This window comes from Ignavibacteriales bacterium (assembly GCA_016700155.1).
Lineage (GTDB): Bacteria > Bacteroidota > Ignavibacteria > Ignavibacteriales > Ignavibacteriaceae.
The window spans coordinates 1,364,713-1,386,277 of the sequence record CP065001.1; the positions used below are offsets into that span (position 1 = coordinate 1,364,713).

Here is a 21,565-nt window from a genome sequence, read left to right on the forward strand (position 1 = left end):
TTTGTAAGGATTGATATATTTCAGCTTGTTTTTGAAACTTTTTGTGACAAATGATGATAATCAAGATCAGCAGTCTCAGTGACGGTGAACATAACTTTGAATTTATTGAGAAGTCAGAAAATGTTGGTCTTACAAATCCATTTGAGGGTGATACCCGCATAGTTCTGAAGTTAAGGAAAACTCATTCCCAGGTTATTATTGACAATGAGCTTTCAATTAACTGTGGTTTTGAATGCGACAGGTGTGGTACTGAGTTCAAGCAGAACATTGTAACCAACTACCAGATAGTTTATTTGTTTGGAAAAGAGCCTGTTGAAAGTGATGCGGTCAATGTAATTTATCTGCCAGTTGATGCAGATAAAATCGATCTTAAACCTGAGATAATTGATTACGCTACACTTGCTGTACCTATGAAAAAATTATGCCGGGAAGATTGTAAAGGACTTTGTTACAAATGCGGAAAGAACCTGAATGCAGGTGAATGCGGCTGCTCTGAAAACACAACAGATATCAGGTGGCAGCCATTAGCAGATTTGAAAGATAAATTAAATAAAAAATAAATAACGGAACTACAATGCCAAATCCAAAACGTAAGTGGTCTAAAAGCAGAAGAGACAAAAGAAGAACACATTACAAAGCAACTGTACCTGCATTAAGCACCTGCTCTCATTGCGGTGAAATGAAATTATCTCATCGTGCCTGTCCTTCTTGCGGTTACTACAACGAACGATCAATGTTTTTACCGAAAAGCTAACTCATTAGTTTTTATTAATGAGCAATTCCGATCCATTACCCGGAAAATGCAGAATAGTGGTTGATGCTATGGGGGGCGATTTCGCCCCTCAGAATGCTGTTTTAGGCGCACTACAAGCATTTGAGGAACGAAAAGATTTTGAATTGACTTTAGTAGGTGATGAAAAAAAAATTTTGCAAGTGATCAAATCCAACAACCTCAACCAATCGGGAATAAATCTACATCGCACCTCTGAAATAATTGAAATGTCAGACAATCCTACCACAGCAATTAAGAAAAAGACAGATTCATCAATCGTTATCGGTGCTACACTTGTAAGAGATAAAAAAGCAGATGCCTTCGTTAGTGCCGGCAATACGGGTGCGATGATGGCTGCTTCAACATTGATAATCGGAAGGATTGCTGGTGTGGGCAGACCTACAATTGGGGCCTTGATGCCGAATGAGTCCGGGGTTTGTGCACTGTTTGATGTTGGTGCAAGTGTTGATTCAAAACCAAGACACTTACTTGAATATGCAGTGATGGGATCAATTTATGTCAAAGAACTTTTTGGCATTCAAAATCCGAAAGTCGGTGTGTTAAGTGTTGGTGAAGAAGACAGCAAGGGAAGCGAAGTTTCGCTTGCAGCGCTTGAACTTATACGCAAAACCAACCTCAATTGTATTGGTAATGTTGAGGGAAGGGATATTCTAAAAGGTACAGCACACGTGATCGTCTGTGATGGCTATGTAGGGAACATCCTTTTAAAATTCGGTGAAGGCGTGCTTAATCTCCTTAAGTATAAATTTAAAGACTATGCTTCACGCGGTTTTATTAATAAATTGAAAATCGGATTGATGAGAAATTCATTAAGAAGCATGCTAAAGGATTTCGATTACCAGGAATTTGGTGGTGTACCATTGCTTGGAGTTAACGGAATAAGTATTATTGGACATGGATCCAGTACACCTAAAGCCATAAAAAATATGGTAATCCGTGCCCAGGAAATGTATGCTAAGAGCCTTGTACAAAAGATAGAAAATTCAATTAAACAGTATTCGAGTCTATAAATTCCGGAATAATAAATGTCAAAGAAAAATAAATACAGTGCAGTGATTACAGGATTGGGAATGTACGTCCCGGAAAAAATTCTTGATAATGCCTATTTCGAAAAAATAATTGAAACAACTGATGAGTGGATAACAACCAGAACCGGTATTAAAGAAAGACGTGTTCTTGAAAACGGTGCAACGAGTGATCTCGCAATTCGTGCAGCCGAAGATTTACTAAAAACCACCAACATTAACGCTGATGAAATTGATGTTATAATAGTTGCGACTGTTACACCGGATATGTTCTTCCCGGCAACCGCGTGCCTTGTGCAGGATAAAATCGGGGCTAAAAATGCCTGGGGTTTTGATTTATCCGCAGCTTGTTCAGGATTTTTATTCGCATATCAGACGGGATGCTCATTAGTTGAATCAGGTGCCTATAAAAAAGTTATGGTGATAGGCGCAGACAAAATGAGTGCGATTGTTGATTACACTGACCGGAATAATTGTATTCTTTTTGGTGATGGTGCTGCAGCCATACTTCTTGAAGCAAGCGAAGATCTGTCAATTGGATTACAGGACTCACTTCTGAAAGTAGACGGAAGCGGCAGAGAAAGTCTCTATATGAAAGGTGGCGGAAGTCTGAATCCTTCTTCCTATAAAACAGTTGATAATAAAATGCATTACCTTTACCAGGATGGTAAAGCAGTTTTCAAAGTTGCAGTAAAAGGAATGGCGGATATTTCTTACGAGATAATGAAGAAAAATAATCTGACTTCTGATGATGTTGCCTATCTTGTTCCGCATCAGGCAAACCTGAGAATCATTTCTGCAACTGCTGAACGTATGGGAATTGAAAAAGAAAAAGTTATGATCAATATTGATAAGTACGGAAACACAACTGCCGCAACTATCCCGCTGTGTCTTGTTGAGTATTACAGGCAAGGTAAAATCAAAAAAGGTGATAAACTGATTCTTGCTGCCTTTGGCGCGGGATTCACTTGGGGATCGAGTTATCTTGTCTGGGGAATTTAATTTTTAAAAATTACTTTATACTTTATTGCTGATGAATAAAATTGGTTTTCTATTTCCGGGTCAGGGTTCCCAGTATGTTGGAATGGCAAAAGACCTGTACGAAAATTCCGTTGAAGCAAAAGAGATGATTAAAACCGCTGATGATGCACTGGAGATTAATTTATCTCATATCATATTCAACGGACCGGAAGAACATCTTAAGCAAACGGAATTTACCCAACCCGCAATATTTCTTCACAGTGTGGTCCTCTCAAGTATTATAAGAACAATTAGTCCATTCGCCGCAGCCGGACATTCTCTTGGTGAGTATTCTGCCTTAGTTGCAGCAGGGTCAATTCAGTTTTATGAAGCAATAAAATTAGTTCGTGAACGGGGAAAAGCGATGCAACAATCCGGCATTGATAATCCAGGTACAATGGCTGCAGTTGTTGGTTTAGAACAAGTTAAAGTTGAAGAGTTCTGTAAACAAGCTTCTGCCGAGGGTGTAGTGCAATGCGCAAATTTTAATTCGCCGGGACAGATTGTAATATCTGGTTCTGTTACCGGAGTTCATAAAGCAATGGAAATTTGTAAATCAAACGGCGCAAAAATGGTTAAGGAACTTGTAGTCAGCGGTGCGTTCCATTCACCTTTGATGAGTTCCGCAAAAGAAAAATTAAAAGAAGCACTGGACGCGACCAATTTTTATAACAGTAAATTTCCTGTTTATGCTAATGTTACCGCACAACCGGTTAACGACAAGGAAGAAATAAAAAAACTTTTGTACCAGCAGGTTACCTCGCCGGTTAGATGGGAAGAAACAATTCAGAATATGGTAAAAGATGGTATTACTGAATTTATCGAAATCGGTCCCGGTAAAGTTTTGCAGGGACTAGTAAAAAGAATAACCCCGGAAATTCCTTACTCCGGTATTGATAAATTTGCAGATGTGGAGAAGTTCCTTTGAACTCAAATGGTAAAGCAAAATATGTTAACGGATTAAAAATAGATCCAACGATTTTTACATTCACTTTTTCATGTAAATGTAATGGTGAATGCTGCCACTACGGTGTTTATACTGATTTGGATGAATCCAAAATGATTCTAGGAATAAAAGATAAAATCATTCCATTGATGGATGAAACTCAGTCAAAAAATACCGCAGACTGGTTTGAAGTTCCGGAAGAGGATTCGGATTTTCCTTCAGGCATAGCTGTCGGCACCAATATTATTAATAAAAAGTGTTCTTTCCTGGATAAAGATGGTTTGTGTACACTTCAAAAACTTGCCGGACTTGAGGGCAATCACAAATGGGATTATAAGCCTCAGTACTGTATACTTTTCCCATTAACTATTTTTGAAAACTCGCTTACTATAGATGATGAACACATAGACCGTCTTCATACCTGCAATAAAAATCCAAATACAACACAATCAATTTTTGATGCATGTCGTGAAGAAATAAGACACTTTTTTGGTGAAGAAGGATTTGCTGAGATTGAAGAATACAGGAAAGAATTCCTATCAGAACATTTTGCGGGAGTAGAAAAAAATGATAAGTAATCAGGATAACTCACATAATAAAAGGGCAATTGTTACAGGCGGAACAAGAGGGATAGGCAGAGCTATTGTGAAAGAACTTGCCTCAAGAAGCTGCTGCGGCGTATTGTTTTCAGATGTCGCGTTTGTTTACAATAGCTGCGATGAATGCGCAGATGAGTTAATGGCTGAAGTTGATTATCCCGGAATAAAAATACACGCGTTCAAAGCGGACGCTTCATCACTTACGGATGCGCAGGCATCAGTCGATGCAGCCATTGAAAAACTTGGGGGTGTTGATATACTTGTTAATAATGCCGGAATAACACGTGACAATTTACTTCTTAGAATGAGTGAAAAAGATTTTGATGATGTTATTAATGCAAATCTTAAAAGTGTATTCAACTACACCAAAGCAGTATTAAAACCAATGATTGCTCAGAGATATGGAAGAATAGTAAATATAGCTTCTGTCGTTGCTCTTATAGGAAATCCCGGACAGGCAAATTATGTAGCATCAAAGGCAGGTGTAATAGGGTTTACTAAATCAATGGCACGTGAACTTGCATCAAGAGGAATAACCGTTAACGCAATCGCTCCCGGTTTTATTGAAACAGATATGACCGGCAAACTAACTGACGAACAAAAACAAAAGCTTGTTCAGAATGTGCCGATGGGAAGAATGGGTAAACCCGAAGATATAGCGAAAGTAGTCGCATTTCTGTGCAGCAAAGACGCCGACTATATAACGGGACAGGTAATAGCTGTCGATGGCGGCATGACGATGTAACCATTTATTTTATATGGTAGGATGTGAAATTTTCTTAAATTTAAAACAGTAAATAATAACTCAATAAATAATTAACTAAAGGATAGGAGAATAAAATGGACGTTGAAGCTAAAGTTAAAGAGATTATAATAGACAAGTTAGGTGTTGAAGAATCTCAGATTACACCCGAAGCTTCTTTTACGAATGATTTAGGTGCAGATTCGCTTGATATAGTAGAACTAGTTATGGGATTTGAAAGTGCTTTCCAGGTATCAATTCCTGATGAAGATGCAGAGAAAATTGGAACAGTTGGAGACGCTATAAAATATCTAAAAGAAAAATTAAGCTGATTTTTTAATGTGCGGGTTTTTCCCGCACAAACAGCTTAATACCAATTTATTTCACTGAAAATTTCTCAGGAGTTTTGAATGAAGAGGCGAAGGGTAGTTGTAACCGGGATGGGTGCAATTACTCCTATTGGAATCGGAGTAGATCAGTTCTGGGAAGCAATGATGCAGGGGAAAACAGGTGCTAATTTAATTACAAAGTTCGACGCATCAGGCTTTGATACAAAATTTGCTTGCGAAGTAAAAAACTTTGATCCCCTAAACTACATAGATAAAAAAACTATTCGGCGAATGGATTTATTTACGCAATACTCCATTGCATCCGCTGAAATGGCTATTTCCCAATCCGGAATTAATCTTGAAAAAATCGATAATGAAAGATTCGGAGTAATTTACGGCAGTGGTATTGGAGGAATGGACACGCTTCAAAATCAGCATTGGATATATTTTGAATCTAAAGACCCGGGTAAAATAAGTCCGTTCTTCGTTCCAATGATGATCTCAGATATAGCTGCGGGACAGATATCAATCAAGTACAAACTTAAAGGTCCCAATTATGCAACTACATCGGCTTGCGCCACATCTTCGCATGCGATTGCAGACGCGTACATATTAATAGAAAGAGGCAGTGCCGACCTGATGATATGCGGAGGTTCAGAAGCTGCGATCACTGAAATGTCCATTGGCGGTTTCAATGCGATGAAAGCGCTTTCAACATGGAATGACAGGTATGCGGAAGCTTCAAGACCATTTGATATTGACAGAAACGGTTTTGTTATGGGCGAAGGTTCTGGTACACTCATACTTGAAGAATATGAACATGCTGTAAACAGAGGTGCAACAATATTTGCTGAAATTTCAGGAATCGGGCTTACCGGTGATGCACACCATATAACAGCCCCGGCTCCCGGCGGCGAAGGTGCGGTAAGATCAATGAAAGAAGCTTTGAGAGATGCGGGTATCAGCATAACCGATGTTGATTATATAAACGCACACGGCACATCAACTCCGCACAACGATATTAACGAGACTATGGCAATCAAAACTTTGTTTGGTGATCATGCAAATAAGTTAGTTGTCAGTTCAACAAAATCAATGACAGGTCACCTGCTTGGTGCTGCCGGCGGTGTTGAAGCAATTGCAACTGTGCTTGCTATAAAAAATGATATTGTCCCGCCAACAATAAATCTTACAAAAAATGATCCCCAGTGTGATCTGTTTTATAGCCCCGTAAAACCGACCAGCCGAAAAATAAATTATGCTATAAGCAATACATTTGGTTTTGGCGGACACAACGCTTCACTTTTATTCAAAAAGTTTGAGGAATAGTTTTGGCTGGATTCTTCTCCTGGTTGTTAAAAATAATCAAGCAACGGGAAGAAACAATCCGTTCAAAAAATATTTCAAGATTTTTAACTTCTCAGAAATTTGATGACCTTGAAAAATCAGCAGGCATAATTGTAAAAGACAAATCCTTTTACATACAGGCACTAATGCACAGGTCGTATCTTGAACAGAGTTCAGAGTATCTTGTATCAAACGAAAGACTTGAATTTTTAGGTGACTCAGTATTAAATCTTGCAGTGGCAGAATATCTGTTCAAATCGTTCCCTGAACAGAACGAAGGATTTCTAACAAAAGTAAGAGCAAAATTAGTTAACAGGGTCGCGCTTGCAGATGCTGCCGATGGAATAAATCTTTCCAGGTTTCTGCTGATAAGTAAAAATCTTTCCACCACTTTTTCTAACGGATCAAAAACTATTCTTGCCGACGCTTTCGAAGCATTGATCGGCGCAATTTATCTTGATGGCGGTCTCGATGCTGCCAAAGAATTCGTAAACCGTACTCTTATTATTCCAAATTCAAAAGCCGGTGACCATTTGATTGATGAAAACTTCAAAAGTCAGCTGCTTGAATATGCCCAGGCAAACAGGCTGGATAATCCAACTTATATAGTTGTGAAGGAAGAAGGTCCGCAGCACGACAGAATATTTACAATCAAAGTAATAATTGGTGACACTGAATATGGTACAGGTCAGGGCAAGAATAAAAAAAGCGCCGAACAGAACGCAGCACAAAGAGCATTAAAGAAAATTAATCAGCAGTTATCCTGATATTTTTAAGGAACACCACTGTAATTACCCTTCAAATTTTAGACTTCTTTTATAAAATAATTAGTTAAATTTGGTAACGAAAAATAGTTCTGTTTAAAATTATAATTTTTGTAGAGAGAGAAGACATATGCGTATCCCTGAACATCCTGATAAGTTTGTTGACAGACACATTGGACCGAATGATGATGAAGCTTTGGAGATGATTAAAGCAATTGGATTAGATTCAGTTGAAAGATTAATAAGCGAGACTATCCCGCCGCAGATAAGACTTGAAAAAAAATTAACCCTTGATGAACCACTCACAGAGTCACAATTCCTGGAAAAACTAAAATCTGTAGCTTCAAAAAATAAAATTTTTAAATCGTATATAGGTATGGGATATCATCCAACAATACTTCCTCTGGTAATTCAACGCAACCTGCTGGAAAACCCGGGATGGTATACTCAGTATACACCTTACCAGGCTGAAATTGCCCAGGGAAGACTTGAAGCATTGATTAATTTTCAAACTATGGTTATTGATCTTACAGGGTTACCTGTTGCCAATGCATCTTTGCTGGATGAAGGAACTGCAGCGGCTGAAGCAATGTCAATGTTCTATGCTTTAAGAAGTGTTAAAACTGCTAACAAGTTTTTTGTTTCCGAACTATGTTTTCCTCAAACAATTGATGTTCTGAAAACAAGATCTGCACCTCTTGGTATTGAGATTATGGTTGGTGACCACCAAAAATTAAAACTTACAGAAGATATTTTCGGAATACTTGTACAATACCCTGCCTGTAACGGGGAAGTTTATAACTACTCAGAACTTTTTTCGCAGGCAAAAGACAAAAAAATATTCAAAGCTGTTGCGGCAGATTTATTTAGTTTAACATTATTTACTTCTGCAGGTGAAATAGGTGCTGATGTAGCAGTTGGAACTTCACAACGGTTTGGTGTTCCAATGGGATATGGCGGACCACACGCAGCGTTTTTTGCAACAACAGATGAATTTAAAAGACATTTACCCGGAAGGATAATCGGGATATCAATTGATCAGCAGGGTAATCCCGCATACAGAATGGCTCTTCAAACACGCGAGCAGCATATCCGCCGTGAGAAAGCAACAAGTAACATTTGTACAGCACAGGTTCTGCTTGCAATCATATCTGCAATGTATGCAGTGTATCATGGTCCAAAAGGAATTAAAGCAATTGCTGAGAGAATACACTTATTCACAAAGTATCTTGACCATGCGATAATAAAACTTGGTTATAATCAGCAGAATAAAAATTATTTTGATACTCTTTCAATTTCATTTAATGATAATTCAAAACATTTGGTAAGTGAAATAAAATCACTTTCTGAAAAACATCAGATTAATTTCCGGTTTAGCCCTGACAATTCAATTAATATTTCGCTCAATGAATGTACTGAACTAAGTGATGTTATTGAAATTGTAAAGATCTTTGCGATTGTTGCCGGCAAAGAAATTAATGAAGACCTGCTTGTCAAAGAGTTTTTAAAAATAGGGATTGACATCCCATCTGCTTTTAAACGTAAAAGCAGTTACTTGAAACACCAGGTGTTCAACACATATCAGTCAGAAACTGAAATGATGCGTTACCTAAAAAGTTTAGAGAATAAGGATCTCTCACTTGTTCATTCAATGATACCATTAGGATCATGCACAATGAAACTTAATGCGGCAACTGAAATGATAGGTATAACGTGGCCTGAATTCTCAAACATTCACCCGTTTGCACCTGCTGAACAGGCTGAAGGCTATCATCAGTTATTTGCGGAACTCGAATCATCACTTGCGGAGATCACCGGTTTTGATGCAGTTTCACTACAGCCTAATGCAGGAGCGCAGGGTGAGTATGCGGGCTTACTTGTAATCCGCGAGTATCATATTCATAATGGTGATCATAACAGAAATGTTGTGCTTATCCCATCCTCTGCTCATGGCACTAACCCGGCAAGTGCGGTAATGGCAGGGATGAAGGTAGTCGTTGTAAATTGTGATAAGTATGGAAATGTTTCACTCGATGATCTGAAACTTAAGGCTGAACAAAATAAAGCGGTGCTTGCTGCTTTAATGATTACCTATCCTTCAACTCATGGTGTATTTGAACACAAGATAGTCGAAATTTGCGACATCATTCATGATAACGGAGGATTGGTATATATGGATGGCGCAAATCTAAATGCTCAGGTTGGATTAACAAGCCCCGGATTTATCGGAGCGGATGTTTGTCATCTTAATCTGCATAAAACATTTTGTATACCTCACGGCGGCGGTGGTCCGGGTATGGGACCTATTGCAGTCGCCCCGCATCTCACAAAATATTTACCTGGTCACTCAGTAATTAATATTAATCGTGATAAAAGTATCCCAGCAGTTTCTGCTGCACCCTGGGGCAGTGCAAACATATTAGTTATATCATATGCTTACATAAAAATGATGGGTGCTGTTGGACTAACAAAAGCTTCCGTTACAGCTATACTGAACGCAAACTATATTAAGGCAAAATTAGAATCACACTATGATGTTTTATATGCGGCTAAATCAGGGCACGTTGCTCACGAATTAATTTTTGATATGAGGAAATTTAAAACATCAGCTAATATTGAAGTGGAAGATATTGCTAAACGTTTGATGGATTATGGATATCACGCGCCAACTGTTTCTTTTCCTGTTCCGGGTACATTGATGGTTGAACCTACAGAGAGCGAATCGAAATCAGAACTTGACAAATTCATAAGTGCGATGATTTCCATCAGGGAGGAAATAAAGGAAATAGAATCCGGAATGTCTGATAGCCATGACAATGTTCTTAAAAATGCGCCTCATACTATTCAAACATTATTATCTTCAGATTGGAAACATACCTACTCACGTGAGAAAGCAGCTTTTCCTCTTCCCTGGACGAGAAACAATAAATTCTGGCCATCAGTTGGTCGTGTAAATAATGCATACGGTGACCGTAATCTTGTTTGCAGCTGCAACCCAATCTCTGATTACGCTGAAGAAATTGTATCCTAATATTAATCTGCCGTTAACTTTAGCGGCAGAAACATTTCTCAAACAATTTTCAAAATTGAACTCAATGATTAAATATCTGATGATATACATATTCCTGTTGAGCAATTTTTATACTGCAGCTCAGACGGATTCATCGATGATTAATTTTAAGCCCGCAGTAATAAAGGTTGATTCAATTCAGATCTTAGGGAATAAAATAACCGAACCCGATATAATACTAAGAGAAATGACTTTCAGAACAGGCGATACGATTTCGTATGATCAGCTAAAATATAACCGTGAGCGAATTTACAGTCTTGGAATATTTACTCATGTTGAGCTTAGTCTAACGGAAAGTGATAGCATAAATACATTGATCATTAGCGTTGAAGAAAGCTGGTACATTTATCCCATTCCGTTTGTTGAGCTTGAAGATAAAGACTGGAACAAAATCTCTTATGGTGTTTATCTTGTTGTGAAAAACTTCAGAGGTATGAATGAATCGATCAGCAGTCGTGCTGCACTTGGTTATGATCCTTCACTGAATTTAAGTTATACCAAACCTTATCTGATAAGAGAACATGAGATTTATTTCAGTTCAATCGTATCCTATGTTCACGCCCAGAATAAAAGTAATACTGCTGAATTGCTTTATGGCGGACAATTCGATCAGAAATTTATAAGTGCATCTGTTACTTTTGGAAAAAGGATGATGTTGTTTCACAGGGCAGGTATTAATTTATCATTCGACTATGTTGAAACACCTGGTTATGTAAGTATGATTTCTGCATCGGACGATAGAATAGATCATATCATCTCGCTAGGGTTTAACTATAACTATGATACAAGAGATCTTGCCCAGTTTCCTCGTAACGGAATTTTTGCTTCATTCGATTTTAAAACAAAAGGACTTGGTCTTGACGGCATAAATTATCAGGTGTTAAATGTCGATTTCCGTGAATACAGAAAATTATTTGATGAAGTTGGTGCAAAGTGGCGTTTCACATCGAGGATTACTTTGGGGAATAACATTCCATTTTATGACAGATCATTTCTTGGATTAGGTGAGAGGATAAGAGGATACTATAATAATGAACAGGAAGGTCATGAATATTACCTTGGATCGGTTGAAATCAATTATCCGTTAATTAAAGAATTGAATATTAATCTTGACTTTATTCCCGTTATTCCAAAACAACTTTTGACTTACCGTATCGCTTTATTCCTGGGTCTGTTTGCTGACACAGGCACTACCAGGTTACATGGTGAGGCATTGAGTTTAAAAAAATTAAATTCCGGTTATGGTACCGGTTTAACTCTGCTTGTTCTGCCTTATAATATATTAAGGATTGAACATGCGTTTGATGAATATGGAAATAATCAATGGGTATTGGATCTTGGAATTTCTTTCTGAAATAGAATTGTATTACTCACCAAATGTTATTGGTGAAAAAGTCAAAATTATTGGAGAAGAAGTAAGGCATATTTCAAAAGTGATGCGGCATAAGCCCGGTGATAAATTGTACACTACGGATGGCAAAGGATTTTTATATGAGGGTACAATTGAGAAAATCTCAAAAGATGAAATCGAGATCAATATTATTTCAAAGAAATATTTTGAAAATGTACTTGAGAATATTTGGTTTTGTCTGCCGAAAATAAAAAGTCAAGATCGTATTGAATTTGCGATTGAAAAATGTACAGAACTCGGCATAACAAATTTTATTTTCTACAATGCTGAGCGGGAAATAAAATCAAATCTTAAAAGAACTCGAATCGAGAAAGTAGCAATGTCAGCAATGAAACAATCCCTTCGATTGCATTTGCCCAAAATTGAAGAAGTAAATTCCATAACTGACCTTAATAAATTCAATCATAATTTAATTGTACTTGAACAGAAAAGTCCTTCCCGATTATCCGATTTAAAAATAATATCAGGTTCACAATTTTACTTTCTCTTTGGACCCGAAGGAGGCTTTTCTGAAAAAGAAACTTCCCTTATTTGTTCTGAAAATCATTATTCTCTTGGTCTCAGTCGTTTGAGAACTGAAACTGCGGCTGTATCTTGTGCTTCCATTATTCAAATGTTAATTTAAAACAAATTAAAATTAACCTTCAGAATATTTGAATGGTTCGGATTAGTTACTACGTATTTGCTGCTGTCTGTATGCTGGTATTAGCCGGATGCAGTAGTTCACCAAGATTCACATCTGAAGATAAAGATACTAATCATCAACCTCGTTATAGAAACGAACCTGAAGAATCTGGTTCAGATACAAGAACAAATAATAATCCCAAGGTTATTGAATCCACGACTGAGATCGCGTCATTTTATGCACATAAATTTCATGGAAAAAAAACTGCAAACGGTGAAACATATGATATGTATGCAATGACAGCGGCTCATATCAGCTATCCATTCAATACAGAAATTCGTGTTACAAATCTTTCCAACAACAAGCAAGTGATTTTAAGAATCAATGATAGAAAGCCGGATACAAATGGCAGGGCAGTTGACTTATCTTATCGCGCCGCTGAATTATTAGGAATGATTGATCAGGGAATTGCACAAGTCAGGGTGGAAGTACTAAAATGGGGGCAATAACCTGATTGTTTGTGTTCTTGTTGCAATTAAAACTTATTTCAATTCTTAAATAAAATCCGTGTAATGACTTTAAAAAAAACAACCCAGTGTTGGGGAAACACTGGGCGCGATCCATTTGCATCAAAGGGCAGGGGAGAACCCTTTGAAAGGATCATATAAAAAATTGTTTAGGATTGTTGGAAAGATAACAGCATTAGAAACAGAAGTCAATACTGTTTATAATTGAACGAAAATTTATTTTGAAATCACTGCGGTAGAAATACTTTTCCACCATTCATTTTTGATAATACCATATTTTGCTTTTTGCTTATTATCGAGCAGCTTTTCAACTTCTTCTTTCGCAGAATTTAATGAACTTTCACTTCTGTTGTTGAAGTATGAATGTAATATGTCCTTAACTTTTGTTACTTGTTCATTATTCAACAAAACTTTTTGTTCGAGTTTTGTAGTCAGGTTATCGACAACACTCTGTTGAGTTGAGTTTTGAGATTGACCAGAGATAGTTGCCGAACTCAAAATCATCAGAGCGAAAATAATTAGTGCTGTCAGATTTGTTTTGTTAACCTTTGTCATTTTTTTCTCCTATAATTAGAGAATCTATTTTAAAACTAATACCAGTTCGAGTTAATGTCAATGAAACAATATAGAATTATTATAAGAACTATTGTTTCTGCAAAATTTACATAACAACTCTCAGACCAGTTTTATAATTACTGCTATTTGACTATTTTTGCGCAGTAATTTTATTTAACAGGCAAAGACTAGTTGGAAGAAAAGGCTGAAAGACAGATAATATCATATTTAGAAAAACTGAAAGCACTAAACTATACAGTCGATGATTATAAAAAAGGGCAGTATAATTTTTATTCATTTCTCTATGATGGTGATAGAAAAGCTAAACTGACAGTCTATTATGGCAAGAATGGAATAAAAACTTTTCTTCAGGGCGATACTAGCCAGTCATTCACAAACTCAATTAATAGTATTATTGGTCTTGAAAATCCTGTAGCCCCCTCAACTGAGTTTAATGAGCCTGATGAGTACATTGGAACAGATGAATCAGGTAAGGGTGATTACTTTGGTCCTCTTGTAGTTGCCGGAGTATATCTCGACAAAGAAAATCAGAAGAAGCTTAGAGAAATAGGAGTTCGTGATAGTAAAGAAATTTCTGATAGTCAGATTAAGATTTTAGCAGCAAGAATCAATCGCATCATCAAGGATAATTATAATATAATCCTGATTACTCCGAATACATATAATAAACTTCACCTTCAAATGAAAAATGTAAACAGAATTCTTGGATGGGCACACGCTAAAGTAATTGAAAATATTTTAGAAAAAACTCAGGTACCAGAAGCAATAAGTGATAAGTTTGGTGATGAAAAACTTATTCTAAGTTCTTTACAGACCAAAGGAAAAAGTATAAAACTTTCACAATTTACCAGGGCAGAACGGTACGTAGCCGTTGCTGCTGCTTCTGTCTTAGCCAGAAAAAAATTTATAGATTGGTTTTCTTCATCAAAAGAAAAATATAATTTTGAACTGCCAAAAGGCGCTTCAAGTGAAGTTATAAAAAAAGGAAAAGAATTTGTCACAAGAATGGGAAAAGAAAAATTAAATGAAATTGCAAAAATTCATTTTAAAACAACGAAGCAAATATTAAACTAATTATCAGAGGTTCAAATATAAGATGTCAAACAGATCGAAAATAAAAAGAATTGGTGTATTGACTGGAGGCGGTGACTGCCCGGGTTTAAATGCGGTAATAAGAGGCGTGACCAAACCAGCAGAAGATTATGGTATGTCCGTATATGGAATCATAGACGGCTTTGAAGGATTAGTCGAAGGTAAAGCAAAAGAATTAACCAATGAAGATGTTTCAGGTATTTTGGCAAGAGGCGGCACGATACTCGGTTCTTCAAATAAGGGTGATCCATACCATTGGCCTGTTTCAAGAGATGGAAAAATAGAAATCTTTGATAAATCCAAGGAAGCGTTAAGAAATTATCAAGCCTGGGGACTCGATGCTCTGATTGCTATCGGCGGTGATGGAACAATGCATATCTGTGACAAACTTTCTGCCCTTGGTATGAATGTAATTGGAGTACCGAAAACAATTGATAACGATCTTGAAGCAACGGATCAAACATTCGGACATGACTCAGCAGTATATGTTGTTTCAATGGCATTGGATCGGTTACATACAACAGCGTCATCACATCACCGTGTTATTGTCGTGGAAGTAATGGGAAGATATGCCGGTTGGATTGCGTTGAATGGGGGTCTATCCGGAGGTGCGGATATAATTCTGATTCCCGAATTTCCATTTTCATGGGAAAAAGTTTATGATAAAATTTTACAGCGGGAATTACAGGGAAAAAAATTCAGCCTGGTTTGTGTTGCTGAAGGTGCAAAACCAATGGATGGTCAAATGGTAACTAAAGGAGAAGATATAAAGAGGACCGATCCGGTAAGACTTGGTGGTATTGGTGAACTGGTTGCAAAGAAAATTGAAGACAATACAGGAAGAGAAACACGTGTTACCGTGTTAGGGCATTTACAGAGAGGTGGAAGCCCAACTCCATATGACAGGATTCTTTCAACTAAGTTTGGTGCATTTGCTATTGAACTTGCGGCAAAGAAAAAATTCGGGCATATGGTTGCTTTGAAGGGTAGTGAAGTAAAGAATGTTCTGATCAAAGATGCAATTTCAAAGCAAAAATTAGTTAGCGTAGATAATCAGGCTGTTAAAGCAGCAAGAGCGATAGGAATTTCATTCGGAACTGAATAATTATATTGCAAAAATAAAATTGCATTATTGCTTTTAGAGCCTGATGCTCATATATTTGGAAGCGTTTTTTGAAAATGTTCCGGGGTCGTAGTTCAGTTGGTTAGAACGCCTGCCTGTCACGCAGGAGGTCGCGAGTTCGAGTCTCGTCGGCCCCGCCAGATAAAGCCCTGTAAGTTAAGCACTTACGGGGTTTTTGTTTTTTAAATTTTATGCCATTTTTGACCAGAGTACGTGAGTCTTCAACGAATAGCCTTAAAATATGTTGAAGTCTTCCTTCCTAAAAATCCTTAATTTTTTAATCTATGTATTTGGTTTTTTTGTCGCCAGAAAAACTCACAATATATCTTGAAGCCTGACGTGATGCTGGACCGAAATTTATAACAATCATGAATTGCGTGAATGGTTGTTAAGCCACACACGTAATAACAGGTAATAAACTTTCAAAGTAACTCAAAGATATAATGGTCCATCCGGTCCAACGGGTAATCCCAGCCACATCCAGATGACCAGAAGCAGCGTCCAGAATATAGTCAGAAGTATTGTGTAGGGAAGCATCGTTGAAATAATAGTTCCTATTCCATATTTCTCATCATACTTTTGTGCGAAGGCAACTATCAATGCAAAATAGCTCATCATCGGCGTGATAAGGTTTGTTACTGAATCACCGATACGGAATGCAGCTTGCGTCAAGGCCGGATGATATCCAAGCAACATAAACATCGGAATAAAAACAGGCGCCATAATTGCCCACTTTGCAGATGCACTTCCCATAAACATATTTATAAATGCCGCAAGTATAACAAATGCAACTATAAGTGGAATTCCTGTCAGTCCTATATTTTTTAGAAAGTCGGCACCTTCAATCGCAAAGATTAAACCAAGGTTACTATACCGGAAAAAATAAACGAACTGAGCCGCAAAAAATACCAGCACTATGTAAGTTGCCATCGTCCCCATCGACTTGATAATATGTTTCATCAGGTCTTTATCATTCTTGATTGATTTTACTACCCAGCCGTAAACTAGTCCGGGGATAAAAAAAAGAAGAAGTATTCCTGTGATTATTCCATCAAAAAAAGGTGAATGAAGGACTTCTTTAGTTTCAGGATTTCTGAATAGTCCATTTTCAGGAATTATCGATAACGCAAGTAGAATGGTGAGGACTAAAGCGGAGACACCAGCCCACCTTAATCCTTTTTTTTCGGACGGTGAGATCTGGTCAAGAGGGAGTTTTTCAGCATTGCCGGTATAAGTTTTTAGTCTCGGTTCAACAATTTTTTCCGTCACCCACGTACCGACTATAACTACAACAAAAGCGGAAACAAACATAAAATAAATATTGACGGCAGCATTAATTTTAATTTCCGGATTAATTATCTGTGCTGCTGATTGTGAAAGTCCCGCAAGAATTGGTTCTACAGAACCGATCATAAGATTAGCACCAAACCCACCGCTTACACCGCAGAATGCAGCCGCAAGTCCAGCCATTGGATGTCTGCCTAAAGCATAAAAAACCAGAGCACCTAATGGGATAAGGATAACATAACCCGCTTCTGAAGCAAGATGTGAAAGGATACCAGCGAGTACAAGTGTTCCTGTAATTAATTTTTTAGGTGCATTGAGTACAAGTGCGCGTATGAGAGAAGTGAACAACCCGGAACCTTCTGCAACGCCGATGCCGATCATTACAGCAAGTACATAACCGAGTGGAGGAAAGTTCACAAAGTTTGCTGTAATGTTTGTATAAATCCATCGCAGACCATCTTCACTAAGCAGACTGTTCACCGAAATTATGGAATCATTAGCGGGATGTGTAACCTGCCAGTTAAGTGTTTTACCTAACCAGGATAGTGCTGCAACCAGCACCGCAAGCAGTCCAAACAATGACGCCGGATGAGGAAGTTTATTCCCGACAATTTCTATATAATCAAGTGATTTGTTAAATAACCTGCCTGCAAGCGATCCGGTTTTCAATACATCCTCCTGAAAATTTATTGCGCAAGATAATGCATTTAGTCAATTGCAAAAAGAAATTTATTACTCCTTTTCCCGCTATTTAAAAACAAAAAGGCTGCTCATCACAAGCAGCCTCTTTAGAGGAAACGAACAATTTTATTTCATAAGTATCATCTTTTTTGTGGCAGAGAAAGAATTGCCGTCTTTACTTGCTGCATTCATTGTGTAATAGTAAACACCGCTGGAAAGTCCTGAAGCATTAAAATTAATTTCATGTACACCGGCAGAAAATTCTGTATTTACAATTTCAGAAATCTTTTGTCCGATAGTATTAAAAAGATTTATACTGACATCAGCATCAGCAGGCAACAGGAATTTTATTTTTGTAGAAGGGTTAAACGGGTTTGGATGATTCTGACTTAATTCAAATCTATCAGGAAGTCCGACATTAATTGAAACAACATTCAAATACATATAACTTCCATCAAAATCGGTTTGCTTTAACCTGTAATAGTAAACACCGGTTTCAACTGATTCATCAAAGAAAGTATACGTAGATGGAGAAGTAGTTGTGCCGTTACCCTGTATAAACTTAAGCTCAGAAAAATTTTCATTGTCTGAACTTCTTTCAATTGTAAAACCTTGATTATTAGTTTCAGTGGCTGTGACCCAGTTAAGCCTTACGCCTCCAAAAACTTTTTCAGCGGTAAAAGAAGCAAGTTCAACCGGTACTCCGTCAAGGATTGTAAAATTCACATTTGAAATATCAAAGAAAATATTTCCAACTGCTTCTACTTTAATTCTTGCCTGGCTTGTTGGCAGATTGGGAAGTGTAATCGCTTCCGACCCGTCATTTGGCGTGTTTGCAAGAACAACGAAATCGAATGTCTGTCCGCCATTTGTAGAAAGTAAAATCCTTACATTAGCACAATTGACCGGAGCAATGTTTGTACTTGAAACATCCCAGGTTATTGTTTGAACAGTGTTTCCTTCCCAGCTTACATTTGTGTTGGGTGATGTTACCACAAATGGTCCGGCTGTTCCATCAACATTAAATTGAAGCTGAGCATAATTAACTCCACCACCTCCGGCTCTGCCATCGCGGGCAACCAATCTGAAAGTCAAAGTACGTGCATATGATGGAAGTATCTCTCCTATAACTGTTGAGTTATTTAAAAGATTTTGCAGACGTGGAAAATATCTTGTGGGAGATGCAGTCGGGTTCCACACTCTGAATATAGGCGCATTGCCTGAAGGTGCCGGCGGTGCGCCTGCAGGACCAAGATCAAACTGTTCCCATGAGTAAGTAAGCGGATCACTATTCGGATCGGTTGCAGAGCCTGTCAATGAAAACGGAGTGCTTTTGGGAATTGTAAATCCACCGGTGGGAACGGAAACAGTAGGCGCATCATTACCTGTTGCAGTTGTTACAGGACATCCGTTGCCGAGTCCTGAATTTGTGTATGCAACTATCTCATCAAAATTAATTACATGAAAATAAGGATCACTATTACTCTGGAGATTTTGTGAACCGCAAATACCGGCATAAGCCATGATTGTTGAACCGCTTCCGGGTTCATAAGCGGTTGCTGCATTTCTGTTTCCACCTGAGCAGCTGCCCGCGTTGCCGTTGAATGAATGATTACCTGCAAATTGATGTCCCATTTCGTGAGCTACGTAATCAATATCAAATGGATCACCAACCGGAGAGCCGGAACCGGTAACACCGCGTGCCTTTAATCCCGCTCTGCATATTACGCCGAGTGATGCAACACCACCGCCGCCTGTACTAAACACATGTCCAAAATCGTAATTAGCTGTGCCAATATAATTATCAATTGTCGTCTGGTTTTGACCAAGCATTGTACTGCCGTTGTTATTTGTATACGGATCAGTGGACGCATTAGTAAAAATGAGTGTATCATTATTCGCGACTAAAACCATGCGAACGGCGACTTCTGTTTCATAAACTCCATTGACTCTGTTAACACTTGTAACGACAGCGGCTAATCCTAACGGAACTGTTCCGCCATGAAATGCGGTGTATTCACCAGTAGCAGCTACAGCGACTCTGTAAGTCCTTAGCTGAGGTCCGGTAGGTGTATCTATGTGCAAATGATTTAATGCTTCCAGTTCGGTTCTTACGTTGTCATCAATTTCAAGTGAACAATCAAAGTCTGTTCCTTCTTTTACAAAGTTCTTTGTAAAGTATGAAATGTAGTTTATCACATCGCCTTTATTATGGGGGTCAATAAAAACTCTTCCATTGGGTGAAAGTATCTGTGCATGAAAACCATGCGGCGTAACATCGAATCTTACGCTGGCAAGCTGATCATCTATTCCCTGACCTGCATAAGTTTTTATTTCAGGATATTTATCGGAAAGTTCAGGTGCCATTACAGGCGACTCAACAATTTTAAACTTTTGAAGACTTCCATCAGGCATTGGCAAAAAGATTACTGTTCTTGAAGAATTGATCTGAACTGAAAATTCCATCGGCACTGTTTTTAGAAATTCTTTCATTGATGCAACATCAAGCCTCGCAGTTCGATATGATTGCGGGATTATCAGTCTTTCACCGGTAAGTGAAATATCGGATTCATCAATAAACTGCCAGAAATTACCCTGCCTGTTTTGAGCGAAAGAATATACTGCTAACACAAGAAACAGAACTATAAACAATTTGCTGAATTGATTCATAACTACCTTGTAATAAGTTTATAAATGATTTTAGTTGCAGCAGAGTGGAAAATGTTGGAATGAAATTTTCATTTCAATTCTCATTTTAATCTAAAAACAATAGAGGAGAGTTCCAAAAAAAATTATTTCGGGACAATTTTATTGTCGACATACTTTCTGACTCGATCAACATAATCTGTTTCTATACCATCAACACCAAATTCAATTGCTTCCTGTATGGCTGATTCACTCTCAACACCCCATGCTATTACTTTATACCCATTGGACTGTGCATCCTGTACAAAAGATTTCGATAGAAAAAATCTGTGCGGCTGAAGGTAATCCGCATCAATATCAAAAATACTTCCGAAGGAGATTCCGGTGTCAACAATTAATCCAAGCCATGGAATTCTTAAAGCATAGACATAACACAGTTGTATTTCCGGCGCTATTTTTCTTAGTCTTTTAATCACATTCGGATTAAATGATTTCAAAATTGTCTGATCCTCAAGTCCGCTTCCTCTTATCATATTAACGACTCTCTGCTCGATTCCCGGATGATCGTCATCATCTGCTTTTAATTCGATAATGATTTTTATCGAATCATTGAGCAAAGCAAGCACTTCTTTAAGAGTCGGGATTCTTTCACCGGAAAAATTTTCATCGAACCAGTTCCCCGCATCAAGTTTCATTAATTCTTTATATGTTAACTCATCAACTTCTCCTTTTCCGTCAGTTGTCCTGTCAACAGACTCATCATGTAAAACGACTAACACACCGTCTTTAGTTTGACGCAAATCAATTTCAATTGCATCTGCACCTGATTCAATCGCCATTTTAAAAGCTGTGATCGTGTTTTCGGGGGCATACCCTGCTGCACCGAGGTGAGCAATTACTAACGGTTGAGCATGAAGTAATACTTCAAGACAAAGAAAAAGAAATATTATCTTATTCATTAT

Annotated in this window: 20 protein-coding genes and 1 tRNA gene; 17 read left to right on the forward strand and 4 right to left on the reverse strand. The window is 37.8% G+C overall.

Annotated features, from left to right (window positions below):
* The first annotated feature begins 53 nt into the window (after positions 1–53).
* The 14 genes from IPM56_05640 (at position 54) to IPM56_05705 (ending at position 13,180) form a co-directional block, all read left to right on the forward strand.
* Positions 54–560, forward strand: coding sequence for a DUF177 domain-containing protein (locus tag IPM56_05640; GenBank protein QQS38230.1), 507 nt, complete (start codon positions 54–56; stop codon positions 558–560).
* A gap of 14 nt (positions 561–574) precedes the next feature.
* Positions 575–754 carry a 50S ribosomal protein L32 gene (gene rpmF, locus IPM56_05645; GenBank protein ID QQS37439.1) on the forward strand — a complete coding sequence of 60 codons (180 nt, stop codon included), beginning with the start codon at positions 575–577 and terminating at the stop codon, positions 752–754.
* Between the two features lie 17 nt (positions 755–771).
* Positions 772–1,803, forward strand: a complete 1,032-nt coding sequence (gene plsX, locus IPM56_05650) for a phosphate acyltransferase PlsX (protein ID QQS37440.1) — start codon at positions 772–774, stop codon at positions 1,801–1,803.
* A 15-nt stretch (positions 1,804–1,818) separates the two neighbouring features.
* Positions 1,819–2,820 (forward strand): ketoacyl-ACP synthase III, encoded by a 1,002-nt coding sequence (locus IPM56_05655; protein QQS37441.1) that lies wholly within the window; start codon positions 1,819–1,821, stop codon positions 2,818–2,820.
* 31 nt (positions 2,821–2,851) lie between these two features.
* Positions 2,852–3,766, forward strand: a complete 915-nt coding sequence (gene fabD, locus IPM56_05660) for an ACP S-malonyltransferase (protein ID QQS37442.1) — start codon at positions 2,852–2,854, stop codon at positions 3,764–3,766.
* Positions 3,763–4,362 carry a DUF3109 family protein gene (locus IPM56_05665; GenBank protein QQS37443.1) on the forward strand — a complete coding sequence of 200 codons (600 nt, stop codon included), beginning with the start codon at positions 3,763–3,765 and terminating at the stop codon, positions 4,360–4,362. The genes fabD and IPM56_05665 overlap by 4 nt, the downstream gene beginning before the upstream one ends.
* A complete protein-coding gene (gene fabG, locus IPM56_05670; protein ID QQS37444.1) occupies positions 4,352–5,128 on the forward strand; it encodes a 3-oxoacyl-[acyl-carrier-protein] reductase in 777 nt (258 codons plus the stop codon). Before IPM56_05665 ends, fabG begins: the two co-directional genes overlap by 11 nt.
* Positions 5,129–5,223: 95 nt before the next feature.
* Positions 5,224–5,457, forward strand: a complete 234-nt coding sequence (locus IPM56_05675; GenBank protein ID QQS37445.1) for an acyl carrier protein — start codon at positions 5,224–5,226, stop codon at positions 5,455–5,457.
* A 78-nt stretch (positions 5,458–5,535) separates the two neighbouring features.
* Positions 5,536–6,783, forward strand: coding sequence for a beta-ketoacyl-ACP synthase II (gene fabF / locus IPM56_05680; GenBank protein ID QQS37446.1), 1,248 nt, complete (start codon positions 5,536–5,538; stop codon positions 6,781–6,783).
* Between the two features lie 2 nt (positions 6,784–6,785).
* Positions 6,786–7,568, forward strand: a complete 783-nt coding sequence (gene rnc / locus IPM56_05685) for a ribonuclease III (GenBank protein ID QQS37447.1) — start codon at positions 6,786–6,788, stop codon at positions 7,566–7,568.
* Between the two features lie 127 nt (positions 7,569–7,695).
* The gene (gene gcvP / locus IPM56_05690; protein QQS37448.1) at positions 7,696–10,596 is read left to right on the forward strand and encodes an aminomethyl-transferring glycine dehydrogenase; all 2,901 of its coding nucleotides are present in this window, start codon (positions 7,696–7,698) and stop codon (positions 10,594–10,596) included.
* 136 nt (positions 10,597–10,732) lie between these two features.
* Positions 10,733–11,989 carry a BamA/TamA family outer membrane protein gene (locus IPM56_05695; protein QQS37449.1) on the forward strand — a complete coding sequence of 419 codons (1,257 nt, stop codon included), beginning with the start codon at positions 10,733–10,735 and terminating at the stop codon, positions 11,987–11,989.
* Entirely contained in the window at positions 11,973–12,671 is a 699-nt protein-coding gene (locus IPM56_05700) for a 16S rRNA (uracil(1498)-N(3))-methyltransferase (GenBank protein ID QQS37450.1), read from the forward strand. The genes IPM56_05695 and IPM56_05700 overlap by 17 nt, the downstream gene beginning before the upstream one ends.
* 71 nt (positions 12,672–12,742) lie before the next feature.
* On the forward strand, positions 12,743–13,180 hold the full coding sequence (locus tag IPM56_05705) for a septal ring lytic transglycosylase RlpA family protein (GenBank protein ID QQS38231.1): 438 nt from the start codon (positions 12,743–12,745) through the stop codon (positions 13,178–13,180).
* Positions 13,181–13,414: 234 nt separating this feature from the next.
* Here IPM56_05705 and IPM56_05710 read toward each other — a convergent pair whose 3' ends face one another.
* A complete protein-coding gene (locus IPM56_05710; GenBank protein ID QQS37451.1) occupies positions 13,415–13,753 on the reverse strand; it encodes a hypothetical protein in 339 nt (112 codons plus the stop codon).
* Between the two features lie 192 nt (positions 13,754–13,945).
* On the opposite strand from IPM56_05710, the gene rnhC reads away from it, so the two are divergent.
* From rnhC to IPM56_05725, 3 genes are all read left to right on the forward strand, one after another.
* Complete coding sequence (gene rnhC, locus IPM56_05715; GenBank protein ID QQS37452.1) at positions 13,946–14,848, forward strand: ribonuclease HIII; 903 nt, start codon at positions 13,946–13,948, stop codon at positions 14,846–14,848.
* Between the two features lie 22 nt (positions 14,849–14,870).
* Positions 14,871–15,971, forward strand: coding sequence for an ATP-dependent 6-phosphofructokinase (locus tag IPM56_05720; GenBank protein QQS37453.1), 1,101 nt, complete (start codon positions 14,871–14,873; stop codon positions 15,969–15,971).
* A gap of 81 nt (positions 15,972–16,052) precedes the next feature.
* Positions 16,053–16,129: transfer RNA gene (locus IPM56_05725), tRNA-Asp, on the forward strand.
* Between the two features lie 292 nt (positions 16,130–16,421).
* Here IPM56_05725 and IPM56_05730 read toward each other — a convergent pair.
* The 3 genes from IPM56_05730 to IPM56_05740 form a co-directional block, all read right to left on the reverse strand.
* Entirely contained in the window at positions 16,422–17,945 is a 1,524-nt protein-coding gene (locus tag IPM56_05730) for an AbgT family transporter (protein QQS37454.1), read from the reverse strand.
* A gap of 138 nt (positions 17,946–18,083) precedes the next feature.
* Positions 18,084–20,627, reverse strand: coding sequence for a hypothetical protein (locus IPM56_05735; GenBank protein ID QQS37455.1), 2,544 nt, complete (start codon positions 20,625–20,627; stop codon positions 18,084–18,086).
* Positions 20,628–20,749: 122 nt separating this feature from the next.
* Positions 20,750–21,562: a glycerophosphodiester phosphodiesterase gene (locus IPM56_05740; GenBank protein QQS37456.1), complete on the reverse strand. Its 813-nt coding sequence runs from the start codon at positions 21,560–21,562 to the stop codon at positions 20,750–20,752.
* Between the last annotated feature and the right edge of the window lie 3 nt (positions 21,563–21,565).